Source organism: Methylobacterium sp. 17Sr1-1 (assembly GCF_003173775.1).
Taxonomy (GTDB): Bacteria; Pseudomonadota; Alphaproteobacteria; order Rhizobiales; family Beijerinckiaceae; genus Methylobacterium.
On sequence record NZ_CP029552.1, the window covers coordinates 671259 to 686167 of the forward strand.

The 14909-nt window shown below is 70.6% G+C and carries 12 protein-coding genes and 2 tRNA genes; 7 read left to right on the top strand and 7 right to left on the bottom strand.

Annotated elements, in window-relative coordinates:
- The first annotated feature begins 77 nt into the window (after positions 1-77).
- The 3 genes from DK412_RS03090 to DK412_RS03100 all read left to right on the top strand — a co-directional run bounded on the left by DK412_RS03090 (position 78) and on the right by DK412_RS03100 (position 3136).
- The gene (locus DK412_RS03090; protein ID WP_109975027.1) at positions 78-1343 is read left to right on the top strand and encodes a hybrid sensor histidine kinase/response regulator; all 1266 of its coding nucleotides are present in this window, start codon (positions 78-80) and stop codon (positions 1341-1343) included.
- A gap of 297 nt (positions 1344-1640) precedes the next feature.
- Positions 1641-2813 (top strand): SDR family oxidoreductase, encoded by a 1173-nt coding sequence (locus DK412_RS03095; RefSeq protein WP_245447403.1) that lies wholly within the window; start codon positions 1641-1643, stop codon positions 2811-2813.
- Positions 2810-3136: a multidrug efflux SMR transporter gene (locus DK412_RS03100; RefSeq protein WP_109970753.1), complete on the top strand. Its 327-nt coding sequence runs from the start codon at positions 2810-2812 to the stop codon at positions 3134-3136. The genes DK412_RS03095 and DK412_RS03100 overlap by 4 nt, the downstream gene beginning before the upstream one ends.
- Here DK412_RS03100 and DK412_RS03105 read toward each other — a convergent pair.
- From DK412_RS03105 to DK412_RS03120, 4 genes are all read right to left on the bottom strand, one after another.
- Positions 3127-3711, bottom strand: a complete 585-nt coding sequence (locus tag DK412_RS03105) for a TetR/AcrR family transcriptional regulator (RefSeq protein ID WP_109970754.1) — start codon at positions 3709-3711, stop codon at positions 3127-3129. The genes DK412_RS03100 and DK412_RS03105 overlap by 10 nt on opposite strands.
- A 251-nt stretch (positions 3712-3962) precedes the next feature.
- Positions 3963-4370 carry a tautomerase family protein gene (locus tag DK412_RS03110; RefSeq protein ID WP_109970755.1) on the bottom strand — a complete coding sequence of 136 codons (408 nt, stop codon included), beginning with the start codon at positions 4368-4370 and terminating at the stop codon, positions 3963-3965.
- Between the two features lie 97 nt (positions 4371-4467).
- Complete coding sequence (gene bluB, locus DK412_RS03115) at positions 4468-5103, bottom strand: 5,6-dimethylbenzimidazole synthase (RefSeq protein WP_109970756.1); 636 nt, start codon at positions 5101-5103, stop codon at positions 4468-4470.
- Positions 5100-9959 carry an NAD-glutamate dehydrogenase gene (locus DK412_RS03120; protein ID WP_109970757.1) on the bottom strand — a complete coding sequence of 1620 codons (4860 nt, stop codon included), beginning with the start codon at positions 9957-9959 and terminating at the stop codon, positions 5100-5102. The genes bluB and DK412_RS03120 overlap by 4 nt, the downstream gene beginning before the upstream one ends.
- 129 nt (positions 9960-10088) lie before the next feature.
- On the opposite strand from DK412_RS03120, the gene DK412_RS03125 reads away from it, so the two are divergent.
- The 3 genes from DK412_RS03125 (at position 10089) to DK412_RS03135 (ending at position 12967) form a co-directional block, all read left to right on the top strand.
- Entirely contained in the window at positions 10089-10745 is a 657-nt protein-coding gene (locus DK412_RS03125) for a peroxidase-related enzyme (protein ID WP_109970758.1), read from the top strand.
- Positions 10746-10792: 47 nt separating this feature from the next.
- Positions 10793-11623, top strand: coding sequence for an ABC transporter permease (locus tag DK412_RS03130; RefSeq protein ID WP_109970759.1), 831 nt, complete (start codon positions 10793-10795; stop codon positions 11621-11623).
- A 382-nt stretch (positions 11624-12005) separates the two neighbouring features.
- A protein-coding gene (locus tag DK412_RS03135) for an IS630 family transposase (RefSeq protein ID WP_109970617.1) occupies positions 12006-12967 on the top strand; the annotation gives its coding sequence in 2 pieces (ribosomal slippage) (positions 12006-12351 and positions 12351-12967; 963 coding nt in all).
- 274 nt (positions 12968-13241) lie between these two features.
- On the opposite strand, the gene DK412_RS03140 is transcribed toward DK412_RS03135, so the two are convergent.
- The 3 genes from DK412_RS03140 to DK412_RS03150 form a co-directional block, all read right to left on the bottom strand.
- Positions 13242-13326, bottom strand: a tRNA-Leu gene (locus DK412_RS03140).
- A gap of 190 nt (positions 13327-13516) precedes the next feature.
- Positions 13517-13601: transfer RNA gene (locus DK412_RS03145), tRNA-Leu, on the bottom strand.
- Between the two features lie 124 nt (positions 13602-13725).
- Positions 13726-14031, bottom strand: coding sequence for a FliM/FliN family flagellar motor switch protein (locus DK412_RS03150; protein ID WP_109975029.1), 306 nt, complete (start codon positions 14029-14031; stop codon positions 13726-13728).
- A gap of 60 nt (positions 14032-14091) precedes the next feature.
- Between DK412_RS03150 and lipB the strand changes: the two genes are divergently transcribed.
- Entirely contained in the window at positions 14092-14817 is a 726-nt protein-coding gene (gene lipB, locus DK412_RS03155) for a lipoyl(octanoyl) transferase LipB (protein WP_109970760.1), read from the top strand.
- Positions 14818-14909: the final 92 nt, after the last annotated feature.

Here is a 14909-nt window from a genome sequence, read left to right on the forward strand (position 1 = left end):
GGAGCGGGGAGGCGGGCGAGGACGTCGCGGCGCTCCACCGCCGCATCGCCAAGCTGGAGCGCATCAACGCCGCCCTGATGTCCCAGGTCGAGCGCACGATGGACCAGCGCGGCAGTGCCTACTCGCTGTTCCAGACCGCCATCACCCTGGAAGGCCAGGTCCGCTCCCGCACCGAGGAGCTGACGGCGCTGATGCGCAGCCTGGAGCGCTCGAACCTGGATCTGACCGCGGCCAAGGAGGAGGCCGAGCGGGCCAACCGCTCGAAGACCCGCTTCCTCGCCGCGGCGAGCCACGACCTGCTCCAGCCCCTCAACGCGGCGCGGCTGTCGATCTCGGCGCTCGCCGACATGCGGGTGGGACCCGAGGCGCGGACCATCGTCGGCCAGGTCGAGCGCGGCCTGCAGACGATCGAGGACCTGATCAAGACGCTGCTCGACATCTCGAAGCTCGATGCCGGGCTGATCCAGCCGGTGGTGCGGCCGGTGCTCGTCGCCGACGTGCTGGAGAGCGTCGAGGCGAGCTTCGGGCCGCTGGCGGCGCGCAAGGGCCTGCGCCTGTCGGTGCGCGGCGGCCAGGCCTGGGTGGCGACCGACCTCGTGCTGCTCCAGCGCATCCTGCAGAACCTGGTCTCGAACGCGATCCGCTACACCGCCGCCGGCGGCGTGCTGGTGGCGGCGAGGAAGCGGGGCCCGGAGATCCGGATCGACGTGGTCGATTCCGGTGCCGGCATCCCGGCCGACGAGCAGGACCTGATCTTCGAGGAGTTCCACCGCGGCGGTCGCGAGAGCGTCGACGGCGAGATCGCGCTCGGCCTCGGCCTGTCGATCGTGCGCCGCTCGGCCCAGGCGCTCGGGCACCCGTTGAGCCTCGAATCCCGGGTCGGCCACGGCTCGCGCTTCAGCCTGCACCTCACCCCCTGCGCCCCCGAGCCGCCCCGGCCCGCCCCCTCACTGGTGCCGCCGACGAGCCTGACCGGCGCCCGCATCGCGTTGATCGAGAACGACAAGGCGGCGCTCGAGGCCCTGGCGCGGCTGTTCCACGGCTGGGACGCCAACGCCTTCGCGGCCCGCGACCACTTGAGCCTGGTGCGGCTGCTGGGCACGACCTGGAGCCCGGACGTCGTCGTCGCCGACTTCCACCTCGACGGCGGTGCCTGCGGCCTCGACACCGTGGAATGGCTGCGCTCCGTCCACGGCCACGACATCCCGGCGGTGATCACCACCGCCGACCACTCGTCCGAGGTCGAAGCACGGGTGCGGGCGGCGCGCTGCGAACTGGTGCACAAGCCGGTGAAGCCGGCGCAGCTGCGCGCGCTCCTCGCCCATCTGCTGAGCCGCGGCTGAGCGTAGCCGGCTCGGCCGTGACTGTTTCCAAAGTATTTCTGAGTATGTCTGCAGCACGATTCCGCCGTCATGAGCGCGTGGCGGACCATTGTCCTCGCATTGCCCTAAGCCGAACGGATTATACCGAGTGTTTCCAGCGTGTTTCTGACTTGATATTCGCTCGAATGGACTAATCAAAATGAGAAATAGACGGTTGCGCACGCGCAACATACTGCACGAATAAGAGATTGATGCCGCCAGAACGGATTTATTGCCTGCTCGTTTGTGGCATCTCTCCAGAATGCGGGGAGGTCCAGCGTGGCACGGATATTACTGACGGGCGCAACCGGCTTTCTGGGCGGCGCCGTCCTTCACCAGGCCCTGAGCCAGCGCGACGGCACCGAGTGGGTCTGCCTCGTGCGCTGCACCAGCGCCGAGCAGGGCCGCCAGCGGATCGCCGCGCGGCTGTCGCGCTTCACCGACCCGTTCACCGCCCAGCGCCTCGCCCGCGCGGTCGAGGTGGTGCCGGGCGACTTCACCCGCGCCGATCTCGACGCCGACCCGCGGCTCGATTCGGTCACCCACGTGCTGCATCTCGCCGCCGACACCTCGTGGTGGGGCGAGGAGCGGGTCAGCCGCACCAACCACGACGGCACGCTGGCGCTGGCCCGCCGCGCCCGGACCATGCCGCGGCTCGTCCGCTTCCTGCACGTCAGCACCGCGATGATCTGCGGCGCCGAGGCGCCGTCCCTCGTCGAGGAGGCGGCCTATCCCTCGCCCCAGGCGCGCCACCTCGTCGCCTACACGGTCTCGAAGGCGGCGGCCGAGACCTCGCTCGCCGGCAGCTTCGCCGACCTGCCGATCGTGGTCGCCCGCCCCTCGATCGTGGTCGGGCACTCGACCCTCGGGGCGGCGCCGAGTTCCAGCATCCTGTGGGTGATCCGCGCCGCCGACCGGCTGCGCCTGGTGCCGTGCGACCCCGCCAGCGCCGTCGACATCGTCCCGGTCGACTGGGTCGCCGACAGCCTGCTCGGCCTGCTGCGCAAGCCGAAACTGGCGCACACCCTCTACCACATCTCGGCCGGCGAGGGCGCCCGGGCGCGCTGGGACGACCTGATGCGCGCCTTCGCCGCCGCCGACCCCGAGGGCGGCCCGCGCGACGACTTCTCCCGCTTCGACCTCGTCGCCGACCGGGCGCTGCTGCGCCGGCGCTTCTCCGAGACCTTCGGCCTCGACGGCGCCCTGAAGCAGGCGATGCTGCGGGCGGTGCGGGCCTACTACGCCTTCTGCTCCCTCGACCTGACCTTCTCCAACGCGCGGCTCCTGGCGGAAGGTCTCGCGCCGCCGCCGGCCTTCACCGACTACCTCAAGGTCTGCCTGGAGAACGCCCCCGAGATCGCCGAGCAATTCGCCGACGACCTCGAGATGTTCGTGGCGCCGGAGCCGGGTCCGGGCCCCGCGACCGCGCTGCCGCGGATTGCGACCGCATGAACCCGTTCCTGACCCTCGCGGTGGCGATCGGCGCCGAGATCACCGCGACGCTCGCCCTCAAGGCCGCCGACGGGCTCACCCGCCCGGGCCCGACGGTTCTCGTCGCGCTCGGCTACGGCACCGCGCTCTGGCTGATGTCGTCCAGCATGGACATGCTGCCGATCGGGGTCGTCTACGCGATCTGGGCCGGGGTCGGCATGGTCGGTGCCGCCCTCGGGGGCGCCATCCTGTTCGGCGAGCCGGTCACCCCGCTGATGATCCTCGGCATCGGGGTGATCGCGGTCGGCGTCGGCATCCTGGCGGCGGCCCAGGCTCACGCCTGAGGGCGGCTCACCGCGGCCAGCAGTTGCACGGCGCCGTCGATGGCCTCGCGCATCGCGGCCTCGTCCCAGTGCACCCGGGCCAGCACAAAGCCGCCCTCGACGATCGCGATCAGCACCGCGGCGAACGGGGCGGGCTCGATCCCGGGGATGAGGCTGCCGGCCGCCTTCGCCTCCTCCAGGCTCGCGCGAAGCGAGGCCTGGATGCGCCCGAGATAGGCCGCGACCGGCTCGCGCAAGGCCGGCTCCTCCATGGCGGCTTCATTGGCGAGGCGGGCGAGGCGACAGCCGCGCAGCGCATGCCGCTCGCGGGTCAGGTACGCTCGGACACGGTCGAGAGGGGGTGCGGGGGACGCGAACAGCGCGTCGATCCCCGCGATCTCCTCCTCGGCCATCTCGGCGAGCGCCGCGGCCGCGACCTCCCGCTTGCCGGGGAAGTGGTGATAGAGGCTGCCCTGGCCGGCGCCGCTCAGCGCCAGCACGTCCCGCGGGCTCGTCGCCTCGTAGCCGCGCTCCCAGAGCAGCACCTTCGTCGCCGCGACGATCGCGTCGCGCTTCGATGATCCCTGCCGCGCCATGCCGCCTCTCCTGCCGCTAAGCGGAGTTGCGCGGGGCACCCCTACTTAGATTCTCGATCCTGCATCGTTTTCGCCGCCGAACCGGTGACCGCTTCGGCGCATGACGCTCAGAGCGCCTCACGATCGCATTGCAATCGCGACGCTCCCTAAGTCTTTGATTTGCCGCATTGTCTTCGACGAACCGGTACCCACTTCGTCGGAACATGCTCGCGAGCGCGCTATGCCGCGGCCGGGACCTCCAGGCCGGAGCGTCAGGCTGCGCCCGCGAGGTGGGGCGGGGGCGCATCGGCGTATTGGGCGATGCCGTTGCCGAAGGACCAGTTCTCCCGCGCCGTCTCGACGAGGTTCACGAACACGTCCTCCGGCCGCACTCCGGCCGCGCCGAGATTCTCGGTGATGGCGGCGAACAGCGCCTTCTTCTGCGCGACGCTGCGCCCGGTCGAGAGATGGATCTGCACGATCACCAGATCGTCGCTGCGGGCGATCCCGAGATAGTGGGAATCGTAGATCACCTCGTCGAACCGGCCGGAGACGATCTGGAAGCGGTCGTCGGCCGGCACGCCGATGCTGCCGATCAGGGCGGCATGGACGGCGTCCGCGATGGCACGCCGCTCGGATGCGGGGCGTTCGCGCTTCAGGGAGATGTGGACCAAGGGCATCGGAAACCTCCGCGGCTGAGGGAGCAGCCTCGGTTTTTGTACTGTACCTACTAGTATGTATAAATTGCGGCGAGTGCAGCGCTGGTCTGCGTCCCGTTCACCGCTCCAGGAGCGGCGCGTCCTGGCGCGCCTGCCAGCCATGGCGAACCAGTTCCGGATCGGCATGCTCCTCCGCCGGGTAGCCGACGCAGAGATAGGCGATCAGCCGCCAGGCAGCGGGCACGTCGAGGGATGCGGTCACCTCCTCGGGGCACAGGATCGACACCCAGCCGACCCCGAGGCCGCGGATCCGCGCCGCGAGCCAGAAGGTGTGGACCGCCGTCACCGCGGAGTAGCGCAGCATCTCCGGCATGGTGGCGCGTCCGAGCCCGTGGCCGGTCCCCGTCGCCTCGTCGCAGAACACCGCGAGATGCAGGGGCGCCTCGCGCAGGCCCGCGAGCTTGAGGCGGCGGTAGGCCGCGGCCCGCTCGTCGGCGTAGGTCGCCGCCGCGGCCTCGTTGCAGCGGGAAAAACTCGCCGTCACCGCTGCGCGCCGGGCGGGATCCGAGACCCGCACGAAGCGCCAGGGCTGGCTGTTGCCGACCGAGGGGCTGAGGCCGGCGAGCGCCAGGCATTCCCGGACATCGTCCTCCGGCACCGGATCGGGGCGAAAGCGCCGGACGTCGCGGCGCCAGGCGACCAGCTCCGCGAAGCGGGTGCGAAATTCAGCCCCGAAGTCCGGCGTCGCGGTCATCGCCGGGCCAGATCCCCGAGCAGGCTCGCCGCCACCGAGACCTTCGATACCGTCAGGCCCGAGGCGGCGATGGCCGCGACCGCGGTGCGGATGCGGGCGAGCGAGGCGCCGCGGGCCTGGCCCCACTCCTCGACCGCGGCGGCCCCCTCCGCCTCGTACGCCGCGGCCTCGGCTGTGAGTGCCCGGTGGGCCGAGGCGATGCCGGCGACCGCGCGCTCCAGGGCGATGCGGTCGAAGGTGTCGGCCACCGGCACCGCCCGGGCGGCGGCCGAGAGGGCGTTGAGGCGGAAGAGGTCTGCGACCGCGAAGTGGGTCGCGGCGATCGCCGCCGGCGGGCGCCCGGTCGCCTCGGCGACCTGGACGATGTCGGGCGCGGCGCCGAGCTCGCTCAAGGCCGCGAGGCGGGAGGCCAGGGCCTCCGGCACGCCGTGGTCGACGAGAGTCCGGATGCGCCGGGCCAGCGCCTCGGCGGCGGCCGGCGGCAGGGCGCCCGGTAGGGCCTCCGAGACCGCCGCGATGCCGTCGCGGTAGCGCTGCACTGCCGCCTCGATGCCGCCGGGCGCGGCCTCGTCGTTGCGGATGAACCAGACCATGCGCTGGCGCAGGAGGTCCTGCAACTCGGCGTAGAGGGCGAGCTGCTGGTCGCCGGAAATCGCGCCGTCGAGCGCGTCCACCGCCTTGTTGAGGTCGATCAGCCCGAAGGCGTCGCGGGTCACCGCGTAGGCCGCGGCGATGGACGGGGCCTCGGCACCGGTCTCGTCGGCCAGCCGGCTGACGATGGTCGGCCCGCCGCGGTTGACGATGGCGTTGGCGAGGCTGGTGGCGATGATCTCCCGGCGCAGGCGGTGGCCCTGCACCGCGTCGGGGTAGCGCGCGACCAGGACAGGTGGGAACGAGCGCTCCAGCTCGCGGGCGAGGTAGGGATCGTCCGGCACCGCGCTGTCGAGCAGCGCGTCCTTGAGCGCGAGCTTGGCGTAGGCGAGCAGCACCGCCAGTTCCGGCCGGGTCAGGCCTTCGCCGCCCTGCGCCCGCTCGGCGAGGCTTGCGTCCGAGGGCAGGAACTCGACGCCGCGGTCGAGGCGGTGATCGGCCTCCAGGCTCTGCATCAGCCGGGCGGCGAAGCCCGTCTCGGTCGCGGCGGAGCGCTGGGCGAGGGACAGGGCGAGGGTCTGGAGCTGGTTGTTGCGCAGCACCAGGTCGGCCACCGCCTCGGTCATGCCGGAGAGGAGCGCGTTGCGGCTCTCCGGGCTCAGGCGGCCGTCGCGCTCGGGCGTCGCCAGCGCGATCTTGATGTTGACCTCGACGTCCGAGGTGTTGACGCCGGCCGAGTTGTCGATCGCATCGGTGTTGAGGCGCACGCCCCGGCGGGCGGCCTCGATCCGGCCGCGCTGGGTGAGGCCGAGATTCGCGCCCTCGCCGACGACCCGGGCGCGCAGCTCGGAGCCGGTGATGCGGATCGCGTCGTTCGCCCGGTCGCCGGCCTCGTCGTCGCTCTCGGAGGTGGCGCGCACGTAGGTGCCGATGCCGCCGAACCACAGGAGGTCGACGGGTGCCCGCAGGATCGCCTGCATCACCTCGGCGGGCGTCGCCTCCGCCCGGTCGAGGCCGAGGCGGGCCCGGATCTGGGGAGAGAGCGGCACGGTCTTGGCCTGGCGCGAGAACACCCCGCCGCCCGGAGAAATCTTCGACCGGTCGTAATCGGCCCAGGACGAGCGGGGCAGGTCGAACAGGCGCTTGCGCTCGGCGAAGGCGGTCGCGGCGTCGGGATCGGGGTCGAGGAAGATGTCGCGGTGGTCGAAGGCGGCCACGAGCTTCAGGCAGCGCGACAGCAGCATGCCGTTGCCGAACACGTCGCCCGACATGTCGCCGACGCCCGCCACCGTGACCGGCTCCGCCTGGATGTCGATGTCGACTTCACGGAAATGGCGCTTGACCGCCTCCCAGGCGCCGCGGGCGGTGATGCCCATCTGCTTGTGGTCGTAGCCCTGGCTGCCGCCGGATGCGAAGGCGTCGCCGAGCCAGTGATGCGCCTCCAGCGAGAGGGCGTTGGCGACGTCCGAGAAGGTGGCGGTGCCCTTGTCGGCGGCGACCACCAGATAGGCGTCGTCGTCGTCGTGCCGCACGGTGGCGGGCGGCGGCACGATCTTGCCGCCGACGATGTTGTCGGTGAGCGAGAGGAGCGTCCGGATGAAGATCCGGTAGCTCTCGGTGCCCTCCTGCATCCAGGCCTGGCGGTCGCTGGCCGGCGGCAGGCGCTTGGGGAAGAAGCCGCCCTTCGCGCCGACCGGCACGATCACGGCGTTCTTGACCTGCTGCGCCTTGACGAGGCCGAGCACCTCGGTGCGGAAATCCTCCGGCCGGTCGGACCAGCGCAGGCCACCGCGGGCGATGTAGCCGAAGCGCAGGTGCACGCCCTCGACTCTGGGGCTGTAGACGAAGATCTCGAATAGCGGCCGCGGCAGCGGCATCCCGTCGACGCGCGCGCAGCGGAACTTGAACGCGATCGTCTCGGGCGGCAGGCCGTTGCGGCCGATCTGGAAGAAGTTCGTGCGCTGCGCCGCCTCCACGAGATTCACGAAGCGGCGCAGGATCCGGTCCTCGTCGAGGCTGGTGACCCCGGCGAGATCCGTTTCGATCTCGGCCCGCACGGTCTCCTGTGCGGCCGCGCGGTCGCCGTCGCGGCGCGGGTCGAAGCGGGCGTAGAACAAGGCGACCAGGCGCCGGGCAAGGCCCGGGTGGCGCGCCAGCGTCGCCGCGAGGTAGTCCTGGCCGTAGCGGATGCGGAGCTGGCGCAGGTAACGCCCGAGCGCCCGGACCAGCGCGACGTCGCGCCAGCCGAGCCCGGCCTCCAGCACCAGGCGGTTATAGGCATCCGACTCGGCGAGGTCGCGGGCGAGCGCGAGCAGGGCCGCCTCGACCGGGCCTTCCACCGCCGCGACGTCGATCGCGCCGCCGCCGGCACGCTCCAGCACCATGTCGTGCAGCCAGACCCGCGCGCCGGTCCCTTCGGGCTTGAGGCGGTAGGAGCGCTCGTCGATGACCCGGAAGCCGAGATTCTCCAGCACCGGCACCCGCTCGGAGAGGGGCAGGGCGGTCCCGCGGGAAAACACCTTCAGGCCGATCCGCGTGTCGGGATCGCCGGGCCGGCGAAACAGGTCGACCGCCCGGGGCTGGCCCTCCGAGATCCGCTCCAGGATCGCGATGTCCGGCAGCGCCTGGGCGCCGGCATACATCTCGCGGTAGCCCGCCGGGAAGGCATCGGCATAGACCGCGGCGAGGCCCCGCGCGTCGCCGCCGCGGGTCTCGGCCAGAGCCTCGCGCAGGGAATCGGCCCAGGTGCGGGACAGCGCGCTGATGCCGGCCTCGAGTGTCGCGGCGTCGATCTCCTCCGGCGGCGCGCCCGGGGTCGCCACGATGACGTGGAGGCGGGCGAGCGGCCCCTCCGGATAGTCCGGCGCGATGGTCGAGAGCCGTCCTCCCAGTTGCTCGGCGAGGAAGGCGCCGATCCGGGCCTGGAGCCGCGCGTCGGTGCGGTCCTTCGGCAGGTAGGCGATCAGCGAGACGAAGCGGCCGAACTTGTCGGGCCGCGCCAGCACCCGCACCCGCGGCCGGTCGGCGAGGGAGACGATGGCGAGCGCAAAGCGCAGGAGCAGGCCGGGCTCGATCTGAAAGAGGTCGTCGCGCGGATAGGTCTCGAGCACGTGGACGAGGGAGCGCCCGGCATGGCTCGTCGGGTCGAGCCCGGCCTTGACGAGCACCGCCGCCACCTTGCGGCGCAGGTACGGCACCTCCTCGGCCCGGCTCGCATAGGCGCTTCCGGTGAACAGGCCGACGAGGCGCAATTCACCCGAGAGCTGCCCGTCGCTCGCGAACAGCTTGATCGCCACGAGGTCGAGATGGGCCTGCCGGCGCACCCGCGAGCGCAGGCTCGCCTTGGTCACCATCAGCGCCTCCGGTCCCTCCAGGAAGGCGCGGATCTCCGGCGTCACCGCCACCATGGCGTCGCCGCGGCGCAGGACCTCGACGGCGGGATCGCGCAGGAGGCCGAGGCCGCTGCCCTTGACGCCAGCATGGTCGGCCCCGCCCGCGTCGCGGTATTCGCGCAGGCCGAGCAGCACGAAATGCCCGTCGCGCAACCAGTCGAGGAAGGCGCGGGCCTCCGCCCGCTCCTCCGGCGCCAGGGGGGAGGGCGCGTCGGTATAGGCCGCCGCCGCCTCGGCCAGCCGCTCGACCATGGCGGTGTGGTCGGCCGCCGTCACGGCGACGTCGGCGTAGACCCGGGCCAGGCTGGCAGCGAGCGTGGCGCGGGCGGCCTCGTCGTCGATGCGGTCGAGATGGACGTGGATGAAGCTCTCGCGGGCGAGAGCCCCCGCCTCGCCGCTGGCCCCGTCGCCGGCTTCCTGCGCCGTGGTCTCGCCGACGACCCGCACCAGGGCGCCCTCCGCATCGCGCTCGACGCCGAGGATCGGGTGGGCGACGAGGCGGGGCTGGTAGCCGCGGGCGACGAGTTCGGCGAGCGTCGAATCGAGCAGGAACGGCCGGTTGGCGTTGACCGCCTCCAGCACCGTGAGGTCGCGCCGACGCCCGCCCAGCTCCACCTCGATGTCGGAGAGGCGCACCGCGCTGATCGTCCGGCCGGGCCGCGCCGCGGCGAGGTGCGCCCTCGCGGCGAGCGCCAGGTCGGCCAGGGCCTCGGGTGGGTAGGGGGTCAGGTCCTCCGGCGCGACGCGGCCGAAGAGGTCGCGGACGAAGCCTCCGGGTCCTCCCCTGTCCTCGGCGAAAGCCGCCGCGGCGGCGATCAGGTCGGTGCGGCTGGCCTTCGCTTCGGGGGTCGCGGTCGCGGTCGAGGGTTCCACGTCAGCTCGTCCTCTGCCGAGGTTGATGGTCGGAGCGGTGGCACAGCGTCGCGACCCCCGCAACCCCGGCCTCGCCTGCGCGCAGCAAACTGCCTATAGAGGAGGCACGATGACGGGGAGGGCACGGGCATGAGCGGCGGCAGGAAGAAGGCGGGCGCGAAGCCCGAGGTCGGCGAGCGGCCGGCGCCGCAGGAGACCGAGGGCACCGTGATGGCCCTCGATCTGCCCCCCTCGCCCGATCTGTCGCCGGAGATGCGGGCCTATTTCGACAAGTGTCGCGAGAAGATCGGCTTCGTGCCGAACGTGCTGCTCGCCTACGCCCACGACAGCGCCAAGCTCGAGGCCTTCGCCGCGCTCTACAACGACCTGATGCTGGCGCCCTCCGGCCTGTCGAAGCTGGAGCGCGAGATGATCGCGGTGGCGGTGTCGAGCGTGAATCGCTGCTACTACTGTCTCACTGCGCACGGCGCCGCGGTCCGCAGCCTCTCGGGCGATCCGGTGCTGGGCGAGATGATGGCGATGAACTACCGCGCCGCCGACCTCTCGGACCGCCACCGCGCCATGCTCGACTTCGCGGTGGCGCTGACCGAGGCGCCCTGGACCATCGAGGAGGAGGACCGCGAGGCGCTGCGCGATGCCGGCTTCTCCGAGCGCGACCTGTGGGACATCTCGGCGGTGGCGAGCTTCTTCAACATGTCGAACCGCATGGCCTCGGCCGTCGACATGCGCCCGAACCGCTCCTACCACGGCGAGGCGCGGAGCCTGCCCGACCCGGACGAAGCCTGACCGGTCACCCGGTTGCCGCATTGTCGGCGTAAGCGCCCTCGTCGAGCATGGAATGGGTCGAGCACGCCTGCGGCGCATCGGCCGAGCGGGAGCGGTGGATGGCGTACCAGGCGAAGTCGGCGCTCGAGGTCCAGCTGGACGTGCTCGGCGCCCTCATGGTGCGCGACATGCGCACCCGCTTCGGCGGCACGATGTGGGGCTACGGCATCGCGGTCGCCTGGCCCTGCGCCCACATCCTCGTCATCACCGCCATCTACGCCGTCATGAAGAAGCCGACGCCGATCGGCGACAGCATCGTGCTGTTCGCCGTATCCGGCCTGTCTCCCTACATCATCCTCAACTACATGTCGCGGAAGATGATGGAGGGGCCGATGATGAACAAGCAGTTGATATATTTTCCACAAGTCAAATTCTTCGACGTCGTGATGTCGCGGGCCATCGTGGAACTTTGTACCAGCAGCCTCAGCATATTCCTGGTTTTCTTCATCGCGGCATGCTGCGGCGCGCATGTCGTGCCCAGGGATCCTTATGCTTTCTGTGAAAGCATGCTCCTCTCGCTCTGTTTTGCAATGGGAGTGGGATTTTTTAACGTCTTCATCTCGCAAATGCTTCCGCCATGGCTGATTATTTTTGTCGTTCCCGTTCTCATCATCTACTTCACGAGCGGAACGGTCATCGTGGTCGAGTCGATGCCGGCAATCATTTATGAGTACGTGCAGTGGAACCCGCTCATGCACATCGTCAAGGTGTGCCGGTCGGCTTTCTATCCGGGTTACGGGGCGGATGCCGATATCTCGTTCGTGCTCATCGTCAGCGGCGCGATGGCGCTGATCGGTCTCCTGGGCATCCGCTTCGTGGTTCCGCGCTTCCTCAACTGAGGGCGGGCCGCGCAAGGTCGTGCCTCGGCGCCTGAGGACGGGCCGACGGCACGTGCGCCGTCGGACGCGCTCAGCCGTCCCGCCGCTCCGATCCGGATCGACCTGTATGCCGTTCATACGATTTCCGACCAATTGCTTCAGGCGATCCTGTCGGATCGCTTACGCAACGCGGGCATCGGCTTCGCTCAAGCCTGTGAAGCCCGCCGCTTCACCGCGCGGGCTTGTGATACGATGTCCGGAAGGGTCCTTCCGGACATCGTATCATTGATGATGCAGAGGGCGCGGGCGGCCGCTCGCCGGGGGGCGAGTGCGCTAGAGCGCTGTGCGATCGGCCTGCAACGGCCAAGTTGGTTAGGGCGTTGGCTGGGTGAAGGAGCCAGCGATGACCTCACCCTTGTCCGTCGATCTGCGTGAGCGTGTGGTGTCCGCTGTCATAGCGGGTGCGTCCTGCCGCCAGGCTGGCGAGCGGTTCGGTGTCAGCGCCGCCAGCGTCAGTCGCTGGCACGCCCGCCATCTCCGGGACGGCCACGTCCGACCCAAGCCGATGGGCGGCGACCAGCGCTCGCACGTCATCGAGGCTCACGCCTCGCGGATCCTGAAGCTGTGCGAGAAGCGCGGCAACATCGTGCTGTCGGAACTGCGCGACGCCTTGGCCGAGCAGGGCGTCACCTCCAGCACCAGCAGCCTGTCGCGCTTCCTGGCCCGCCATTGCATCACCCGTAAAAAGGGGCGCTCCACGCCGCCGAGCAGGACCGTCCGGACGTAGCGCAGGCCCGCCAGGCGTGGTTCGAGGGCCAACTCGATCTCGATCCGGACCGTCTGGTGTTCATCGACGAGACGGCGGCCTCAACCCGGATGGCGCGCCGCTATGGTTGGGCCCCGCGCGGCCAGCGCTGTCGCCTGCCGATGCCGTGCGGGCACTACAAGACCACCACTATCACGGCGGCTCTGCGCACGAGCGGCCTGACGGCGACGGCGATCTTCGAGGGGGCCACCAACGGCCGGCGCTTCCTGGACTACGTCACCGACACTCTGGTCCCGGCGCTCCGGCCAGGCGACACGGTGATCCTCGACAACCTCCAGGCCCACAAGGTGGCGGGCGTGCGCGAGGCCATCGCGGCGGCCGGCGCGCGGGTGGTGTACCTGCCGCCCTACAGCCCGGAGTTCAATCCGATCGAGCAGGCCTTCGCCAAGCTCAAGACGTTGCTGCGCACCGCGGCCGCGCGCACGGTAAAAGCGCTGCAGGACGCGATCGAGCAAGCCTTCGCCGCCTTCACCCCGCAGGAGTGCCGCAACTACATCAATGCAGCCGGATACCAGAATGACCACTACGTTTCAGACTGATCGGGCGACGCTCTAGGCAGAAAGCTCGGGCAAGTCTCCGGACGCGACGATCGATCGTCGGGATCGACGAGTTCTGTCGCGAGGCGGGTGGCGGGTTGCCATGGTGGAGGCGCAGGCGCGCCGCTCGGTCGCAAGATCGCGGCATCCATCGCGAATGCAAAGAACCGCGGGTCGATCGGGACGAGTTCAGAAAACTTTGCTCTCCGCGCGCAATCGCGTCCGGGAGAGCGATGATCCTGCCGCCAGGATCCCGGCATCCCGCACGAAGGCGGGATGGTGCGGCCGAGAGGACTCGAACCTCCACTGGTTGCCCAACTAGCACCTCAAGCTAGCGCGTCTACCAATTCCGCCACGGCCGCGGAGCGTGCTGGACATCAAAAAACGGTCCAGCCGAAGTAAAAAGCCTTACAATAACGATCGTCAGAACCACGAAGCGGCTCGACGCATCGGCAACCTTGCCCGGCTCACGGTCTCGACGAGGATCGAGACGCTCACGCCGAACCCGGTTCCCACCCGGTCCCGCTGCGGTCGAAGACCCGGCGGGATGGATGGTGCGGCCGAGAGGACTCGAACCTCCACTGGTTGCCCAACTAGCACCTCAAGCTAGCGCGTCTACCAATTCCGCCACGGCCGCGGAGTGCTTGATTGTCGCCGGAACCGGCGGGGCGGGGGTGAGACCCGTCCGAAGCGAGGCTGCGAATACCAGTCCCCTCCGGGGGACGCAAGCGCCCCGATGCGGATCCGGCGAACATTCTCGCCTAGAGCGCCTCCGACAGGGCGTTGAGCAGGCCGGCGCTGCCGTCGCCGATGCGGACGCCCGGCTCGCGCACCACCTCGGCCTTGCGGATCAGCTCGGTGACCTCCACGGAGATGCGGTTGCCGGTGACCACGATCTGCCCGCGGGCGATCGGGTGGTTGTTGGCGAGGATCTCGACCATATCGGAGTCGGTGGAGTCGAGCTCGATCACCGCGCCGCGGCCCATGCGCAGCAGCATGTGGATCGGCATCCGGGTCCGCCCGAGCACGACCGCGAGGTCCACCTTGAGAATGTCGAGTACCGGCAACGGACGCACCCACCCTGACGACGAGACGATGCGACAACAATCCGATCTTATGGTGAAGCCTTGGTAAACGACCGGCTCGCCACCGCCCCGGACAGCCTCCTGCCCGCCCCCGGCAGCCCCCCCGTCGAGTGGGTGGTCCGCGACGCGCTTCTCGACTACCGCGAGGCGGAAGCCGCGATGGAGGCGCGGGCCGCCGCCATCGTCGAGGGCCGCGCCCTGGAGCGCGTCTGGCTCGTCGAGCACCCGCCGCTCTACACCGCCGGCACCTCCGCCAAGGCGGCCGACCTGGTGGCGCCGGAGCGCTTCCCGGTCCACCGCACGGGCCGGGGCGGGCAATACACCTATCACGGCCCCGGCCAGCGGGTGGCCTACGTGATGCTCGACCTCAACCGGCGCCGACCGGACCTGCGCGCCTACGTGGCCGCCCTGGAGGCCTGGCTGATCGCGACCCTCGAGGCGTTCACGGTCCGCGGCGAGCGCCGGGAGGACCGGGTCGGCGTCTGGGTGCGCCGGCCGGAGAAGGGGCCGGGCGTCGAGGACAAGATCGCGGCGATCGGCATCCGGGTGCGGCGCTGGGCGACCTTCCACGGCATCAGCCTCAACGTCGAGCCGGACCTGTCGCACTTCTCCGGCATCGTGCCCTGCGGCGTGCGCGAGCACGGCGTCACCAGCCTGGTCGATCTCGGCCGGCCGGTGACGATGCTGGAGGTCGACGCGGTGCTGCGGGCGCGCTTCGAGGCGATCTTCGGGCCCACGGTGCTGGTCGATGACGATGAGCGGGCTTAAGCCGGACAGAAGCGGGTTCCGCGGTTTCCACCCCGGCCGGACTTGCTCTAGAGTGGCGACGATGACCGCGGCGACGACCCGGCCGCCTCGAC